The following is a 14640-nucleotide window of genomic DNA, read 5'->3' as shown; positions in this document are numbered from 1 at the left end:
ATGAGCGAATTGATCCGAGTCGAAAATCTGCGCGTAGTCGCCGGTGACGAGCGCGGCGAAGTCGAGATCGTCAAGGGCGTGAGCTTCTCCCTGGAGAAAGGGGAAGTGCTGGCGCTGATCGGCGAATCCGGCTCCGGCAAGACCACCATCGCCCTGGCGCTGCTCGGTTATGCCCGACGCGGTTGTCGCCTGGCCGGCGGCAGCGTGCGCATCGGCGAGCATGACATGCTGGCCCTTGGTGAAAGCGAACTGCAAGGCCTGCGCGGCAATCGCGTCTCGTACATTGCCCAAAGCGCCGCCGCGGCGTTCAATCCGGCCAAGAAGCTGATCGACCAGGTGGTCGAAGGCGCGCTGATCCATGGCCTGGGCAACCGGGCCACGCTCGAAGCCAAGGCCATCGGACTGTTCCGGGACCTGGCACTGCCGAACCCCGAACGCATCGGCCAACGCTACCCCCATCAGGTCTCCGGCGGGCAACTGCAGCGGGTGATGGCCGCCATGGCACTGATCAGCGATCCGTTGCTGGTGGTGCTCGATGAGCCAACCACGGCCCTCGACGTCACGACCCAGATCGACGTGTTGCGTGCCTTCAAGCGGGTCGTGCGCGAGCGTGGCGCGACGGCGGTCTACGTGTCCCACGACCTGGCGGTCGTCGCGCAGATGGCCGACCAGATCGTTGTGCTCAACGGCGGGCAGATCTTCGAGCAGAGCGCCACCGCGCCACTGCTCAAGGGGCCCGCTCACGAATACACCCGCAGCCTGCTGGCGGCGGCACGGCCGGATACGACGATTCGTCCACCCTGTGGTGTGGCGGCAGACACGCCACTGCTGACCATCCAGGGCCTGACCGCCGGCTATGGCAACAAGGATCGTCACGGCATGCCGATGATCCGCGTGCTCGAGGACATCGACCTGACCGTGCGCCGGGGCCAGGCCATCGGCGTGATCGGCGAATCGGGGTCGGGCAAATCCACCCTGGCGCGGGTGGTGGCGGGGTTGTTGCCGCCGGCCCTTGGCGGGCTGACGTTCGATGGCCAGCCGTTGGGTGGCAGCCTGTCCGAGCGCACCGATGAGCAGTTCCGGCGGATTCAGATGGTGTTCCAGAACGCCGACACCGCGCTCAATCCGATGCACAGCATCAGCACCATCCTGAGCCGACCATTGAAAATGTATTTCGGCCTCAAGGGCGCAGCGCTGCGCGAGCGTATCGGCGAATTGCTGGACCTGGTGCGCCTGCCGCGAACCCTGGCCGAGCGCCGTCCGGGCGAGCTCTCTGGCGGGCAGAAGCAGCGGGTCAACCTGGCCCGTGCGTTGGCGGCCAAGCCGGACCTGATTCTCTGCGATGAAGTGACCTCGGCCCTCGATACCGTGGTGGGCGCGGCGATTCTCGAACTGCTGCGAGACCTGCGCCAGCAACTCGGGGTTTCCTACCTGTTCATCAGCCACGACATTTCCACAGTGCGGGCGCTGTGCGATGACATCGTGGTGATGTACAGCGGCCACAAGGTCCAGGAGGGCTCACGGCAATCGTTCGCCCAGGCACCGTTCCATCCCTACACCGATCTGCTGATCCATTCGGTGCCGGAGTTGCGCCAGGGCTGGCTGGAAAGCTGCGGCACGACCACCTGCGGCACGCTCCCGGCTTTGGGTGAAAAGGCCGATGCGCCGACGCTGTGCACCTTCCTCAATCGCTGCCCGGTGCGCGTCGACGGCCTGTGCAACCGCACCGCGCCACCCCGTCGCGTCATCGAGGGTGGCAGCGAGGTGCTCTGTCATCACGACGGTGGCGAACTGCTCAAAACGCAGCAAGGGTCAAACAGCATGATCGCCGGAGCCTACGCATGAGCGCTCGTTTCGTGAGGCTGGCCGAACAGGGCCGGCCCGTCGTCAAACTGACTGTGGACGGCGTCCCCGTCGAGGCGTTGCAGGGCGACACGTTGATGGTCGCGCTGCTGACTCACGGCCCGGCGTTGCGCCAGTCGGAGTTCGATCCCGGTAGTCGTGCCGGTTTCTGCCTGATGGGTGCCTGCCAGGATTGCTGGGTCTGGACCCGCAGCGGCGAACGCCTGCGTGCCTGCTCCAACGAAGTACGCGAGGGTTTGGACATCATTACCCGGCAACCGGAGGCGATATGGCCACTGCGCGGATAGCGATAGTCGGCGCCGGGCCGGCGGGCATACGGTGTGCCCAGACGCTGGTCGCGGCGGGCTTCAGGCCGATCCTGATCGACGAAAACCGGCGCGACGGCGGGCAGATCTACCGGCGCCAGCCCGAAGGGTTCACCCGTACCTACGCCACGCTGTACGGCACCGAGGCCGGGAAAGCCCGGGACCTGCACGCCAGTTTCGACCGTTTGCGCCAGCAGATCGACTACCGTCCGGACACCCTGGTCTGGAACCTGACACCGGGGCAATTGTGCTGCGTCAGCCAGGGCGAACATTCGACGGTTGATTACGACGCGCTGGTGCTTTGCACGGGCGCCACCGACCGCCTGATGCCCGTTGAAGGTTGGCAGCTGGGCGGCACCTACAGCCTCGGCGGGGCGCAGATCGCATTGAAGGCCCAGGCGGTTTCCATCGGCCATCGGGTAGTGTTCATGGGCAGCGGGCCGTTGCTCTATCTCGTTGCCAGCCAATACCTCAAGGCCGGCGCCAATGTGGCGGCGGTGCTCGACACCTCGCCCCTGGGCAAACGTATCAAGGCCTTGCCCAAACTCATGGCACGCCCCCGTTTACTGTTCACCGGCATGAAGCTGCTGGCGCAGTTGCGCCGGGCGAAAGTCCCGGTGCACCTGGGGATTTCACCGCTGCAAATACTGGGGGAGGCGGACAGTGGTGTCAGTGGCGTGCGTGTGCGTACCGCGGCTGGCGTGACGCTGACGGTGGATTGTGACGCCGTCGCCCTGGGGTATCACTTGCGTCCGGAAACCCAGTTGGCCGATCTGGCGGGCTGTGTCTTGCGTTTCGACGAGGTATCCAGCCAGTGGCTGCTCGCGACTGATGAAGAAGGGCGAACCTCGGTCAGCGGTGTCTATGCCGCCGGCGATGGTTCGAACATCCGTGGCGCCGATGCCGCCGAATGCGCCGGTCGCCTGGCCGCCTTGGCGGTGTTGAGCGATCTGCAACAGCCGGTGGACGCCGCCCAGGTCGCCGAACAGCGCCAGGCGCTCAAGGTGATGGATGCGTTCCGCCACGGCCTGGCCCAGGCGTTTCCCTGGCCGGCGGCGCAAGCCAAGGCGTTGCCGGACGAGGCCATTGTCTGCCGTTGTGAAATGATCACCGCTGGCGAGCTGCGGTGTACCGTCAGTGAAAAGAGCGCCTGCGAAGTCAACCGGGCCAAGGCCTTCAGCCGGGTCGGCATGGGCCGTTGCCAGGGGCGTTATTGCGCCCAGGCCGGGGCCGAAGTGATTGCCGCCGCAGCCGGTGTCGACGTCCGGGAGGTCGGCCGCCAACGTGGCCAGGCGCCGGTCAAACCGCTTTCGATGCTCACCCGGGAGGTGGCGCCATGACCCAGAACGAAGCCGATGTGGTGATTGTCGGCGGTGGTGTGATGGGGGCGGCGTCGGCATTTTTCCTGCGTCGGCGGGGACTGTCGGTGATCCTGCTGGAACGCGACCTGATCGGTCAGTACGCCAGCGGCGTCAACTTCGGCAATGTCCGGCGCCAGGGGCGTTACCTCGGCCAACTGGAGCTGGCGAATCGCTCCTTCGCCCTGTGGAAACGCTTGCCTGAACTGATCGACGATGACCTGGAGTTCATCGCCAGCGGGCACATGCGCGTGTGCTATCGCGAAGACGAGATTGCTGAGCTTGAGGCTTACGCGGCAGCCCCTGAAGCGGCGCAGCTGGATTTGAAGATCTACCGTGGGGCCGAGCTGCACGAGCGTTTTCCGTTCCTCGGCAAAGACGTGAAGGGCGGTTCCTATGCGCCTCACGATGGTCACGCCAACCCGCGTCTGGCGGCGCCTGCGTTCGCGCGGGCGGCCAGGCGACTGGGGGCGCGCATCGAAGAACGGACTGAAGTGGCCGAAGTGCAGAAGGTCAACGCCGATGCGTTCAGCATCACCACCGCTGACGGTCGCCGGTTCAGCGCCGGCCGGTTATTGATCACGGCGGGGGCGTGGGGCCAGAAGCTCTCGGAGCAATTCGGTGAACCGGTACCGCTGGAGGCCAACGGCCCGCAGATGGCGGTCACCGAGCCGGTGCCGTATGCCTTGCCGACGGTGATCGGGGTGTACACCAAGATACCCGAAGAGGTGATCTACTTCCGTCAGATCCCCCGGGGCAACATCATTATCGGCGGTGGCTATCGCTGCAAGCCGGACATGCTCAACCGTCGGGCCCATGTCGAGCCGCGCAGTATTCTCAACCAGCTGGACCAGATGCGCCGCCTGGTGCCGGGTATCGGCAACCTGAACATCATCCGCGTGTGGAGCGGCATTGAAGGCTACCTGTCCGATTCGCTGCCGGTGATGGGGCCCAGCGGCAACGTCGATGGTCTGTACTATGCGTTCGGTTTCAGCGGTCACGGCTTCCAGCTCGGCCCGGGCGTCGGTGATGTCATGGCCGAACTGATCAGCACCGGCAGCACCAACACTTCCATCGAGCCGTTCTCCATTTGCCGGTTCGCCTCTTCTGCCGAGCAACGGAGCAAGGCGTCATGAAACCAAGGGTACTGGCGATTTTCGAACGCCTGCTGGCATTTGAAACGGTCTCTTCGGAGTCCAACCTGGCCTTGATCGAGTATGTCCGCGAGCTGCTGGCGAGCAAGGGTATCGAGTCGCTGATCGTCAAGGACGAGAGTGGCAAGAAGGCCAACCTCTTTGCCAGCACCGGCCCCCGTGAGCAGCCGGGAATCCTGTTGTCCGGGCACACCGACGTGGTACCAGCGGCGGGGCAGGCATGGACCGTCCCGGCCTTCCAGGCGACGCTGCGCGATGGCCGGGTCTACGGACGCGGCAGCTGTGACATGAAAGGGTTCATCGCGCTGGCCATCGACGCCATGCTCGATGCCGCCGATTGCTCGTTGAGCCGGCCGTTGCAACTGGCGCTGTCCCATGACGAAGAGATCGGTTGCGTCGGCGTGCGTCGCCTGCTCGACGTGCTTCACCTGGCGCCGGTCCGGCCGTTCCTCTGCGTGATCGGCGAGCCCACCAACATGCAGTTCGTGCTCGGGCACAAGGGCAAGGGTTCCTATCGCACCTATTGCCGGGGCCTGGAAGCGCACTCGTCGCTGGCACCGCGTTCGGTCAACGCGATTCACGTGGCCTGCGATTTCATTGCCGCGCTGCGCCAGAGTCAGCAGCAACTGCAGGAGCGGGGCGCCCAGGACGCGGATTACGACGTGCCCTACAGCACCGTGCATGTCGGCCAGATCGTCGGTGGCAAGGCCCTGAACATCGTGCCGAACCTGTGCACCCTGGATTTCGAAGTGCGCAACTTACCGGCTGACAACCTGGATCAGTTCCTGGAGCAACTGCGCGAGCGCGCCGAAATGATCGTCGGCGAAGCTAAAAAGCTCTCCAGCGTGGCGGACATCGAGATCGATACCTTGAACGTCTATCCGGGCCTGGACACCCATCCGAGCGTGGAGGCAGTGCGCTTCCTGAAAAACTTCGCCGCCCCGGACACCGGTACCGCCAAGGTCTCCTTCGGCACCGAAGGCGGCCTGTTCAAACAGCGTCTGGATGTACCCGTGGTGGTCTGTGGTCCGGGCTCCATCGAGCAGGCGCACAAGCCCGATGAGTTCATCGAGGTCAGCCAGATGGACGCGGGCGAACGGTTTCTGGAAGGGTTGCTGGGGTCCTTGAAGCTGTAAGCACCTACACCGCCCCCTGTGGGAGCGAGCCTGCTCGCGATAGCGATGCCACAGCCGGCATCGTCGTCGACTGACTCACCGCTATCGCGAGCAGGCTCGCTCCCACAAGGGTTGTCGGTGATTTTCATGTCCCGGTAGAGCCTGCCGTGCCACCCCGCAACTTCAGCATCCCACACTGCCCAAACACCGCTTTCAGCATCCTGCGCCGCGGCATCTCCCTAGACTGGAAATACCTCGGAACAGGACACCACCATGCTCAAGAATCTATTGAAAGACCCCAGCCTGCTGGCAGAGCTTGCCTATATCGACGGTCAATGGAGCGCTGCCGACGATGCCGCCACCCTTGACGTCATCAACCCGGCCAGTGGCGAGCTGCTCGCCCGTGTACCGGCCCTGCAGGGTGTGGAAACCCGCCGTGCCATCGAGGCCGCCGAGCGTGCCTGGCCGGCCTGGCGCGCGCGGCCGGCGGCGGAGCGTGCAGCGCTGTTGGAGCGGTGGTACCAGGCCATGGTCGATAATCTCGACGACTTGGCGTTGATCATGACCTGCGAGCAGGGCAAGCCGCTGAACGAGGCCAAGGGCGAAATCCGCTACGGCGCCGGTTTCGCCAAATGGTTTGCCGAAGAGGCCCGCCGGGTCTATGGCGAAACCATCCCGGCGCCCAGCGGCGACCGCCGCCTGCTCACCCTCAAGCAGCCGGTGGGGGTCTGCGCGGCCATCACCCCTTGGAATTTCCCCAACGCGATGATCACCCGCAAGTGCGCCCCGGCCCTGGCGGCGGGTTGTCCGGTCATTGTCAAACCCTCGGACCTCACGCCGCTGTCGGCCCTGGCCCTGGCGGTGCTGGCCGAGCGGGTCGGGATTCCGGCCGGCGTGTTCAACGTCGTCACCGGCATGCCCGCCGGCATCGGCGAAGAGCTGACCGGCAACCCGACGGTGCGCAAGATCTCCTTTACCGGTTCCACGGCGGTCGGTCGACTGCTGATGCGCCAGAGCGCCGAACACATCAAGCGCCTGAGTCTGGAGCTGGGCGGCAATGCCCCCTTCATCGTGTTCGATGACGCGGACCTGGAACAGGCCGTGACCGGCATCATGCTCAGCAAGTTTCGCAATGCCGGGCAGACCTGCGTCTGCGCCAACCGCATCCTGGTGCAGGACGGCATTTACGAGCGTTTCGCCGAACGCCTGGTGCAAGAGGTGGGCAAGCTCAAGATCGGCAATGGCCTGGAGGCGGATGTGATGATCGGCCCGCTGATCAACCCGGCGGCGGTCAGGAAGGTCGCCCGGCACATCGATGATGCATTGAGCCAGGGCGCTCTTCTGCTCTGTGGCGGCATCCCCGAGGGTGACAGCCAGTTCGTGCAGCCCACCGTGCTCGGCGAAGCCCATGCCAGCATGTTGCTGGCCAACGAAGAAACCTTTGGTCCGGTAGCACCGTTGATGCGCTTCACCACCGAAGAGGAGGCGCTGGCCCTGGCCAATGCCACGCCGTATGGCCTGGGCGCTTACTTCTTCACCCAGGACCTGCGTCGTTCCTGGCGTTTCGGCGAAGCGCTGGAGTTCGGCATGGTCGGCCTCAACACCGGGATCATCTCCATGGAGGTCGCGCCCTTCGGCGGCATCAAGCAGTCGGGCCTGGGTCGCGAGGGTAGCAAGTACGGCCTGGACGAATACCTCGAGGTCAAGGCCTTCCACATCGGTGGGTTGTGAGTCGGTCATCGTTTGAACAGACAGCAGGGGACCAGGATTGATGAGTAAACCATTCAGAATCGCCGCCATTGCCGGCGATGGCATCGGCAAGGAAGTCTTGCCGGAAGGGCTGCGAGTGTTGGAGCAGGCGGCGAAGAAGTGGCAGTTGGATTTGAGCATCGAAGTGCTCGACTGGGCCCACTGCGACTACTACCTCGAACATGGGCAGATGATGCCCGGCGACTGGTTCGAACAGCTCAAGGGCTTCGACGCGATCTACTTCGGCGCCGTGGGTTGGCCCGAGAAGGTGCCGGATCATATTTCCCTGTGGGGCTCGTTGCTCAAGTTCCGTCGCGACTTCGACCAATACGTGAACATCCGCCCGGTGCGCCTGTTCCCCGGCGTGCCATGCCCGCTGGCCGGACGTGAAGCAGGGGACATCGACTTCGTTGTCATCCGTGAAAACACCGAGGGCGAATATTCCTCCGTCGGCGGCAAGATGTTCGAAGGCACCGAGCATGAGTTCGTGCTCCAGGAGTCGGTGTTTACCCGCCGTGGCGTCGACCGGATTCTCAAGTTCGCCTTCGACCTGGCCCAGACCCGGCCACGCAAGCGCCTGACGTCGGCGACCAAATCCAACGGGATTTCCATCAGCATGCCGTACTGGGATGAGCGCACGGCGTTGATGGGCGAGCAGTATCCCGAGGTGAAATGGGACAAGCAGCACATCGACATCCTGTGTGCACGTTTCGTCTTGCAGCCTGACCGCTTTGACGTGGTGGTGGCGTCGAACCTGTTCGGCGACATCCTTTCCGACCTCGGCCCGGCATGCGCCGGCACCATCGGCATTGCGCCCTCGGCCAACCTCGATCCGCAACGGCGTTTCCCGTCGCTGTTCGAGCCGGTACATGGCTCGGCCCCTGATATCTATGGGCAGAACATTGCCAACCCGATTGCGATGATCTGGTCGGGCGCCTTGATGCTCGACTTCCTGGGGAATGGGGATGAGCGTTACCGGGCGGCCCATGACGGGATTCTCAAGGCCATCGAACGGGTGATCGCCGAAGGACCCATCACACCAGACCTGGGCGGGCAGGGTTCGACCCAGGACGTCGGCGGGGCGATTGCTGCGGCGCTTTGAACCCACAGTCACGCAACACCTTTTGCCCGCTCACACTGCGGGCTTTTTTTTGCGTGGTTTTCCTTGTGGGAGCGGGCTTGCTCGCGGAAGCGGTGGGTCAGTTGAAGGTGATGGTGGCTGTGCTGCCGTCATCGCGAGCAGGCTCGCTCCCACAGGGGATCTGAGGTGGACATCATTTCTGTGAACAGCCGGAACCACTGTGGGAGCGAGCCTGCTCGCGATGGCGATAGCACTGCCTCAATCAGAAACTACCTGACGACATAGAACTTGCGCACATAGACACTGCTCTTCCAGGCACAACGCGCATTGAGGGGAACGAAGACCGTGTCGCCGGTGTTGACGATCAGGTCGCTGCCGTCCGCCGTCTGCAAGGTGACGCTGCCTTCGATCAGGTGCATCAGTTCATGCAGCTTGTGAGGTCGCGCCCGGCGGGTGTAGGGGGTCGAATCCAAGACACCGATGCGCAGGTCGGTGGCTTGCTCGACGAACAGGTTGTACGAGCGGCACTGCGGCGTCGGGCTGAGCAGGATCTCGTCATCGGGTGCGGCGGAAGGAGAGAGAGGGGTGTTCGCAGGCAGTGCCGTAAGCCCGGGGCCGCTGACTGCGACGGGTTGGGTGTCGGCGCAGAAGGCCCAGCGCGAATCGGGTTGTGCGTCGATCTCCACCGCTGTACCGCGGGCAATCACCGCGCTTTCACCGGGTTTGAGTTGGAGCGTCTGCTCCTGACTGCGCAGGGTGACGGCCCCGGCGTGGACCACGATCATTTCGCTGAAGGGGTAGTGATCGACACGGGTCTGGCCGCTCACCTCGACCACACCGGCCGTGATGCCGTCCTCCCCGGCGTAGGCGATCAGTCGGTCGAATGGATCGTTGGCGCTCAACGAGGTCAGGATGAAAGTCGTGGCGACAGGACTGCCGTCGGCGCGGGCCAACAGCATTGCAGTAGGTTCGGGCATGAAGGTGATTCTCCAGGGAAGTGTATGTTAGCCAATGGCCTGGGTCACCAGCGCGAACTGTTGCACCGCGCCGGTGGCCTGGGGAGGTGTGCCGAGGGCCATTTGGGCGACGGTGTCGACTTGCTTGAGCCCGGCTTCTTCCAGAAAGGCCGTCAGGCCGCTGTTGGAAGGAATGTCGATGCGTACAAAAGCGTCCGGTACCCGGGCCAGCAGCACCGCGATCATGTGCCGGGCCTGTTCCAGGGTCTGCGCAACGACCGGACCGATGCTGCGTCCACGCCCGAACGGGCGCAGCAGCGCGAAGCCGCACAGGTGGCCGTCCCGCTCAATGCCTACGGCATGCTCGACGACATCGAACAGGTCGTTCAGCACGACCGTTCGATCCAGGCCGCTTCCGGCATTGGCCAGTTCGATCACTTCGGTCTGATCGGTTTCGGTTAGTGGGCGGCAGCGTTCGCCAGGGGACAGCGGCTGCGGTACAAGCGAAATCGCTTGTCCTTGATGTTGTTGGATATGCCCGAAATCGACGAAGCCCTGGCTGGCGTACAAAGGCGCCCCGGCCAATGTTGCGTTGAGCATGGGTGTGCACGTTCCGCATGCCTCGAGGGCCAGCTCCATCAGTCGGCGGCCGATGCCCTGGCCCTGATATTCGTCATCGACGATGACCAGGCCGATGCTGGCATGGCTGCCTTGTGGGCAGGTGAACGCGGTGCCGATCAGGCGGCCCTGGTCTTCCACGACAAAGCCTTGGGCGACACGCTCCAGCATCGCCCAGTCTTCCAGGCGATGGGGCCATTTCAGCTTCACGGACAACGTATGGGCGTTGGGGACATCCGCCGCGGTCATCGGGCGATAGAGATAAGCAGGGCGTTGCGAAATGGACATGGCAGATCCCCATTAGGAAGGCGTGCAATCGGACGGATTCATCCGCTCAGAGCCCTTGTATCTCACCTGCAACCGGGCCTGACAAGAGCCTGAAATGGATTCGGCAGGTTCCGTTGACGACGGCTTGGGCAGCCACATTTATTGCTCAAATCCCGTGTCGGGTCAGCAGTAAATATCGGGGCGGTTTTGCGACGCGGTGGGGCAGTTGGAAGTGTTGCCTGCAGTGCCGCCATCATCGCGAGCAAGCCCTAATGCCAGTCAGTTAAGGATCAAACGGCGCAACGCCTGTGGGAGCAAAGCTTGCTCGCGATAGCGATGGACCCGTCAACGTTGTTGCTGACTGACTTACCGCAATCGTCGGATCGCCGCCCGGAGCAAGCTTTGCTCCCACGGGTTTGTGGCTTAACTGACTGACATTAGGGCAAGCCCGCACCCACAGTGTTTTCGAAACGTCAGTAGGCCCGTTCCCGATCCACCTGGCCAAGCATCGATTCGCCCCGTTGATGCCGGCGGATATTCTCCAGCAGGACCCCAAATGCACTTTCAGGTTGGGTCATTGCCGCGATATGCGGGGTCAGCAGAATCTGTGGGTGATGCCAGAAGGGATGTTCCGGTGCGGCCGGTTCCTGTTCCAGTACGTCGAGCACGGCCGCGCTGAGCTGGCCATCGGCAAGCGCCTCCAGCAGATCCGCTTCGACCAGGTGCCCACCGCGGCCCATATTGATCAGGGCCGCGCCTTTGGGCAGTTGCTGGAATACCTCGCGGTTGAGAATCCCCCGGGTCTGCTCGGTCAACGGCAGCACACACAACAGGATGTCGCACTGCCCCAGAAACGCTGGCAGTTGTCCGGCCCCTGCAAAACACGCCACCCCGGCGATCTGGTGTTCACTGCGGGCCCAACCCGACAAGGCGAAGCCGAATGGTTGCAGGGCGGCGAGTATGTTCCGGGCCTGCAGACCCAAGCCCAAGACTCCGACCCGGCGCTGCCCGGCGGGAACCAGCCGATGTGCCTGCCAGCGTCGTTCGACCTGTTGCTGTCGATAGCGCACCATGTCCCGATGCAAGCCGAGCACGGCGAACGTGGCGTATTCGCACATGCCCTGGCTGATGCCCGGGTCGAGCAGGCGCACCACTGGCAGACTCGTCGGCAAGCGGCCGAGATCGAGCTGATCCACCCCGGCCGACAAGGCGAACAGCACCTCAAGATTCGGCAGCACCGTTTCGATATCGTCCGGTGCCTGCCAGGCCGCCAGATAGCGAATATCCCGTGGGTCACCGATGTCCGGCCAGGCTCGCCATTCGATATCCGGAGCGTGTTCGGCGAACAGGCGCTTCCACTGTTCGCCACGTACCGGGTCAGCTTTGTAGAGCAGGGCCATGGGTCTTCTCGCCAGGAAATAAGGAGTATCCAGCATGCATCAATGGGGCGAGAGGATTCTGCTGTTTGCCGGGGTGTAAACAGTCGATCCGGATTTCTCAGCGGGCAAGTTCGGCTTAGACCATTGTGACGAACGCTTAACCTGTGAACACATCGCAGCCGCTTCGGGTTGCCTGGCTCACTATGGGAAATGCCATGAACAGTAAAGTCGAAGAAACCCCAAGTCTGCTCCGTCAGCGTGATCAATTCGTCCCCCGTGGTCTGGTGACCGCGCATCCCCTGGTGATCGATCGGGCCCAGGGCTCGGAATTGTGGGATGTCGACGGCAAGCGCTACCTCGACTTCGTTGGTGGTATCGGTGTGCTGAACATCGGCCACAACCACCCCAAGGTGGTGGCGGCGGTGCAGGCGCAACTGCAAAAGATTTCCCATGCCTGTTTCCAGGTCGTGGCTTATAAGCCGTACCTGGACCTCGCCCAGCGCCTGTGCCAGATGATCGGCGGCCAGCACGCTTATAAAGCGGCCTTCTTCACCTCCGGCGCCGAAGCGGTGGAAAACGCGGTGAAGATTGCCCGCGCCCACACTAGCCGTTCGGCGGTCATCGCCTTTCGCGGCGGGTTCCATGGCCGGACCTTGCTTGGCACCACGCTGACTGGAATGAGCCAGCCCTACAAACAGAACTTCGGGCCATTCGCGCCGGAGGTTTTCCACACGCCTTACCCGAATGCCTATCGGGGTGTCACCAGCGAGATGGCGCTCCAGGCACTGGACGAACTGCTCGCCACCCAAGTGGCGCCTGAGCGGGTCGCGGCGATCATCATCGAGCCGGTGCAGGGCGATGGTGGTTTCCTGTCGGCGCCGGTAGAGTTCCTTCAGGGCCTGCGCGCGCTGACCGAAAAACACGGCATCGTGTTGATCCTCGATGAAATCCAGACCGGCTTCGGGCGCACTGGCAAGTGGTTCGGTTTCCAGCATGCCGGTATCCAGCCAGACCTGGTCACTGTCGCCAAAAGCCTGGCCGGTGGCTTGCCATTGTCGGGTGTGGTCGGCAAGGCCGAGATCATGGACGCACCACTGCCTGGCGGCCTGGGCGGGACCTATGGCGGCAATGCGCTGTCGTGCGCGGCGGCGCTGGCGGTGATCGAAGCCTATGAGCAGGAACACCTGCTGGCGCGCGGCGAAGCCCTGGGCGAGCGCCTGCGTCAGGGCCTGTTGCGTCTGCAAGCCCGCTACCCGCAGATCGGTGACGTTCGCGGCAGCGGTTTCATGCTGGCCATGGAGCTGATCAAGAATGACGAAGCGCGCACCCCGGACGCGGACCTGAACCAACGCCTGATCGACGAAGCCCGTGTGGGCGGGCTGTTGGTCATCAAGTGCGGCGTCTACCGCAACGTGATGCGCTTTCTGGCACCGCTGGTGACCAGCGAAGCACAGATCGATGAAGCGTTGCAGATTCTCGAAGGGGCACTGACGCGGGTCTTGAACTGACCCCCGTGGCGAGGAAGCAGGCTGCCTCGCCATACCCATTCCAACGCGTTGGATGAATTGCATTAGGGACTCATCGGAGGCTTTTAGCCATGAGGCTGACTGAATATCGAGCGTTGTTGATCGACTGCGACGAGGTCCTGGTGGATCGGGATTCCGGCATCTGGGCGGCCTTGCAGCCGCTGCTGGAGAACCATGGCGACCCACCGGACAAAACCCAGGTGCTGACTGAATTCGACGAGGCGCTGCGGGCTCTCTATCCACGCTTTGGCGAGCTGGGCTTCAGTGGCCTGCTGTGCTTCGCCCATCGTCAGTTGGCCGAGCGCTGGATGCTCAAGGCCAGCTGGGAGGAGGGCATGAGCTTCGCCCGCTCGGCTGCCAGTTGGACGCTGTTCGAGGATGCACCGGGTGCGATGCTTTATCTGCGCAAGTTCTACCGTCTGTTGGTGCTGGGCGACCGTGACGCCGAGGACCGGGGCGTGCTGTGCGAGCGCCTGGGCGTCGAGCCGGAGGATTTCATTTCACTGGCGAGCGACCCTTTGCAGGATCCCGATTGGCTGGCGGCCAACGGTCTCGATCCCGGCGCTATTCTCCAGATAACCCGTCCGGGAGCCCATTCACGCCGGGATGGAGCTGTTTGCCTGATCTGCCGCAACCCCGAGCTGCCACTCCAGCCGTGCGCGGCGGACTACTGCATCAGCAGCATGGCGGATCTGGTCGCGCAGCACCAGTTGTCGCTACGTCACTGATTTTGTTAGAAGATGGTCTACAAACGGCACGCAAGGGGTATGCGATGGAAGGTTTAGCGAAACTGGACCGTATTGACATCAGCATTTTGGTCGAACTGCAAAAAGACGGCCGCATGACCAACGTCAGCCTGGCCGATGCCGTGGGGCTTTCCGCCAGCCCGTGCCTGCAACGGGTCAAGCGGCTGGAGTCGTTGGGGTACATTTCCAGCTACAAGGCCCACCTGAACCTGGCCAAGATCACCGATTCGGTGACGGTCTTCACCGAAGTCACCCTCAGCGACCACAAGCGCGAAGACTTCGCCAAGTTCGAATCCAACATCCGCTTGGTAGACGAAGTGCTCGAATGCCACCTGATCAGCGGGGGCTACGATTACCTGGTGCGCTTCATGACCCGCAGTATCCAGGATTACCAGGACGTGATGGAGAGCCTGCTGGACAAGAACATCGGCATCTCCAAGTATTTCAGCTACATCGTCATCAAGTCGCCGGTACGCAAGGATGAGATCCCGTTGCGCAAGTTGCTGCGGCACTGATCCGGTTA

13 protein-coding genes are annotated in these 14640 nt (G+C 63.3%); 10 read left to right on the top strand and 3 right to left on the bottom strand.

The features are described 5' to 3' along the window. The 7 genes from CGA22_RS15740 to CGA22_RS15710 all read left to right on the top strand — a co-directional run bounded on the left by CGA22_RS15740 (position 1) and on the right by CGA22_RS15710 (position 8646). A complete protein-coding gene (locus tag CGA22_RS15740; RefSeq protein WP_041020270.1) occupies positions 1 to 1845 on the top strand; it encodes an ABC transporter ATP-binding protein in 1845 nt (614 codons plus the stop codon). Next, on the top strand, positions 1842 to 2150 hold the full coding sequence (locus CGA22_RS15735) for a (2Fe-2S)-binding protein (RefSeq protein WP_041020269.1): 309 nt from the start codon (positions 1842 to 1844) through the stop codon (positions 2148 to 2150). Before CGA22_RS15740 ends, CGA22_RS15735 begins: the two co-directional genes overlap by 4 nt. Next, on the top strand, positions 2132 to 3508 hold the full coding sequence (locus tag CGA22_RS15730; RefSeq protein WP_041020268.1) for an NAD(P)/FAD-dependent oxidoreductase: 1377 nt from the start codon (positions 2132 to 2134) through the stop codon (positions 3506 to 3508). Before CGA22_RS15735 ends, CGA22_RS15730 begins: the two co-directional genes overlap by 19 nt. Continuing rightward, entirely contained in the window at positions 3505 to 4662 is a 1158-nt protein-coding gene (locus tag CGA22_RS15725) for an NAD(P)/FAD-dependent oxidoreductase (protein ID WP_041020267.1), read from the top strand. The genes CGA22_RS15730 and CGA22_RS15725 overlap by 4 nt, the downstream gene beginning before the upstream one ends. Next, complete coding sequence (gene argE / locus CGA22_RS15720) at positions 4659 to 5816, top strand: acetylornithine deacetylase (protein ID WP_041020266.1); 1158 nt, start codon at positions 4659 to 4661, stop codon at positions 5814 to 5816. The genes CGA22_RS15725 and argE overlap by 4 nt, the downstream gene beginning before the upstream one ends. A gap of 252 nt (positions 5817 to 6068) precedes the next feature. After that, entirely contained in the window at positions 6069 to 7526 is a 1458-nt protein-coding gene (locus tag CGA22_RS15715; protein ID WP_041021341.1) for an NAD-dependent succinate-semialdehyde dehydrogenase, read from the top strand. A gap of 40 nt (positions 7527 to 7566) precedes the next feature. Then, positions 7567 to 8646 carry a tartrate dehydrogenase gene (locus tag CGA22_RS15710; RefSeq protein WP_041021340.1) on the top strand — a complete coding sequence of 360 codons (1080 nt, stop codon included), beginning with the start codon at positions 7567 to 7569 and terminating at the stop codon, positions 8644 to 8646. Between the two features lie 248 nt (positions 8647 to 8894). Here CGA22_RS15710 and CGA22_RS15705 read toward each other — a convergent pair whose 3' ends face one another. From CGA22_RS15705 to CGA22_RS15695, 3 genes are all read right to left on the bottom strand, one after another. Further along, entirely contained in the window at positions 8895 to 9602 is a 708-nt protein-coding gene (locus tag CGA22_RS15705; RefSeq protein ID WP_041021339.1) for a cupin domain-containing protein, read from the bottom strand. Positions 9603 to 9629: 27 nt separating this feature from the next. Then, entirely contained in the window at positions 9630 to 10487 is an 858-nt protein-coding gene (locus tag CGA22_RS15700) for a GNAT family N-acetyltransferase (RefSeq protein WP_041021338.1), read from the bottom strand. A 452-nt stretch (positions 10488 to 10939) separates the two neighbouring features. Further along, positions 10940 to 11866, bottom strand: a complete 927-nt coding sequence (locus CGA22_RS15695) for a 2-hydroxyacid dehydrogenase (protein ID WP_041021337.1) — start codon at positions 11864 to 11866, stop codon at positions 10940 to 10942. A 194-nt stretch (positions 11867 to 12060) separates the two neighbouring features. On the opposite strand from CGA22_RS15695, the gene gabT reads away from it, so the two are divergent. From gabT to CGA22_RS15680, 3 genes are all read left to right on the top strand, one after another. Then, a complete protein-coding gene (gene gabT, locus CGA22_RS15690; RefSeq protein WP_188258643.1) occupies positions 12061 to 13353 on the top strand; it encodes a 4-aminobutyrate--2-oxoglutarate transaminase in 1293 nt (430 codons plus the stop codon). Positions 13354 to 13442: 89 nt separating this feature from the next. Then, on the top strand, positions 13443 to 14099 hold the full coding sequence (locus CGA22_RS15685) for an HAD family hydrolase (protein ID WP_041021335.1): 657 nt from the start codon (positions 13443 to 13445) through the stop codon (positions 14097 to 14099). Between the two features lie 44 nt (positions 14100 to 14143). Further along, positions 14144 to 14632 carry an Lrp/AsnC family transcriptional regulator gene (locus CGA22_RS15680; protein ID WP_003203167.1) on the top strand — a complete coding sequence of 163 codons (489 nt, stop codon included), beginning with the start codon at positions 14144 to 14146 and terminating at the stop codon, positions 14630 to 14632. Positions 14633 to 14640: the final 8 nt, after the last annotated feature.

It is taken from the genome of Pseudomonas sp. PSB18, from assembly GCF_014596565.1.
Taxonomy (GTDB): Bacteria; Pseudomonadota; Gammaproteobacteria; order Pseudomonadales; family Pseudomonadaceae; genus Aquipseudomonas.
Note: the sequence above shows the minus strand (reverse complement) of the source record. Positions and strands in the feature narration are given on the sequence as shown.

Coding starts and splice junctions, on each gene's coding strand:
- CGA22_RS15740 (WP_041020270.1), top strand. CDS start 1: ATGAGCGAATTGATCCGAGTCGAAAATCTGCGCGTAGTCGCCGGTGAC.
- CGA22_RS15735 (WP_041020269.1), top strand. CDS start 1,842: ATGAGCGCTCGTTTCGTGAGGCTGGCCGAACAGGGCCGGCCCGTCGTC.
- CGA22_RS15730 (WP_041020268.1), top strand. CDS start 2,132: ATGGCCACTGCGCGGATAGCGATAGTCGGCGCCGGGCCGGCGGGCATA.
- CGA22_RS15725 (WP_041020267.1), top strand. CDS start 3,505: ATGACCCAGAACGAAGCCGATGTGGTGATTGTCGGCGGTGGTGTGATG.
- argE (WP_041020266.1), top strand. CDS start 4,659: ATGAAACCAAGGGTACTGGCGATTTTCGAACGCCTGCTGGCATTTGAA.
- CGA22_RS15715 (WP_041021341.1), top strand. CDS start 6,069: ATGCTCAAGAATCTATTGAAAGACCCCAGCCTGCTGGCAGAGCTTGCC.
- CGA22_RS15710 (WP_041021340.1), top strand. CDS start 7,567: ATGAGTAAACCATTCAGAATCGCCGCCATTGCCGGCGATGGCATCGGC.
- CGA22_RS15705 (WP_041021339.1), bottom strand. CDS start 9,602: ATGCCCGAACCTACTGCAATGCTGTTGGCCCGCGCCGACGGCAGTCCT.
- CGA22_RS15700 (WP_041021338.1), bottom strand. CDS start 10,487: ATGTCCATTTCGCAACGCCCTGCTTATCTCTATCGCCCGATGACCGCG.
- CGA22_RS15695 (WP_041021337.1), bottom strand. CDS start 11,866: ATGGCCCTGCTCTACAAAGCTGACCCGGTACGTGGCGAACAGTGGAAG.
- gabT (WP_188258643.1), top strand. CDS start 12,061: ATGAACAGTAAAGTCGAAGAAACCCCAAGTCTGCTCCGTCAGCGTGAT.
- CGA22_RS15685 (WP_041021335.1), top strand. CDS start 13,443: ATGAGGCTGACTGAATATCGAGCGTTGTTGATCGACTGCGACGAGGTC.
- CGA22_RS15680 (WP_003203167.1), top strand. CDS start 14,144: ATGGAAGGTTTAGCGAAACTGGACCGTATTGACATCAGCATTTTGGTC.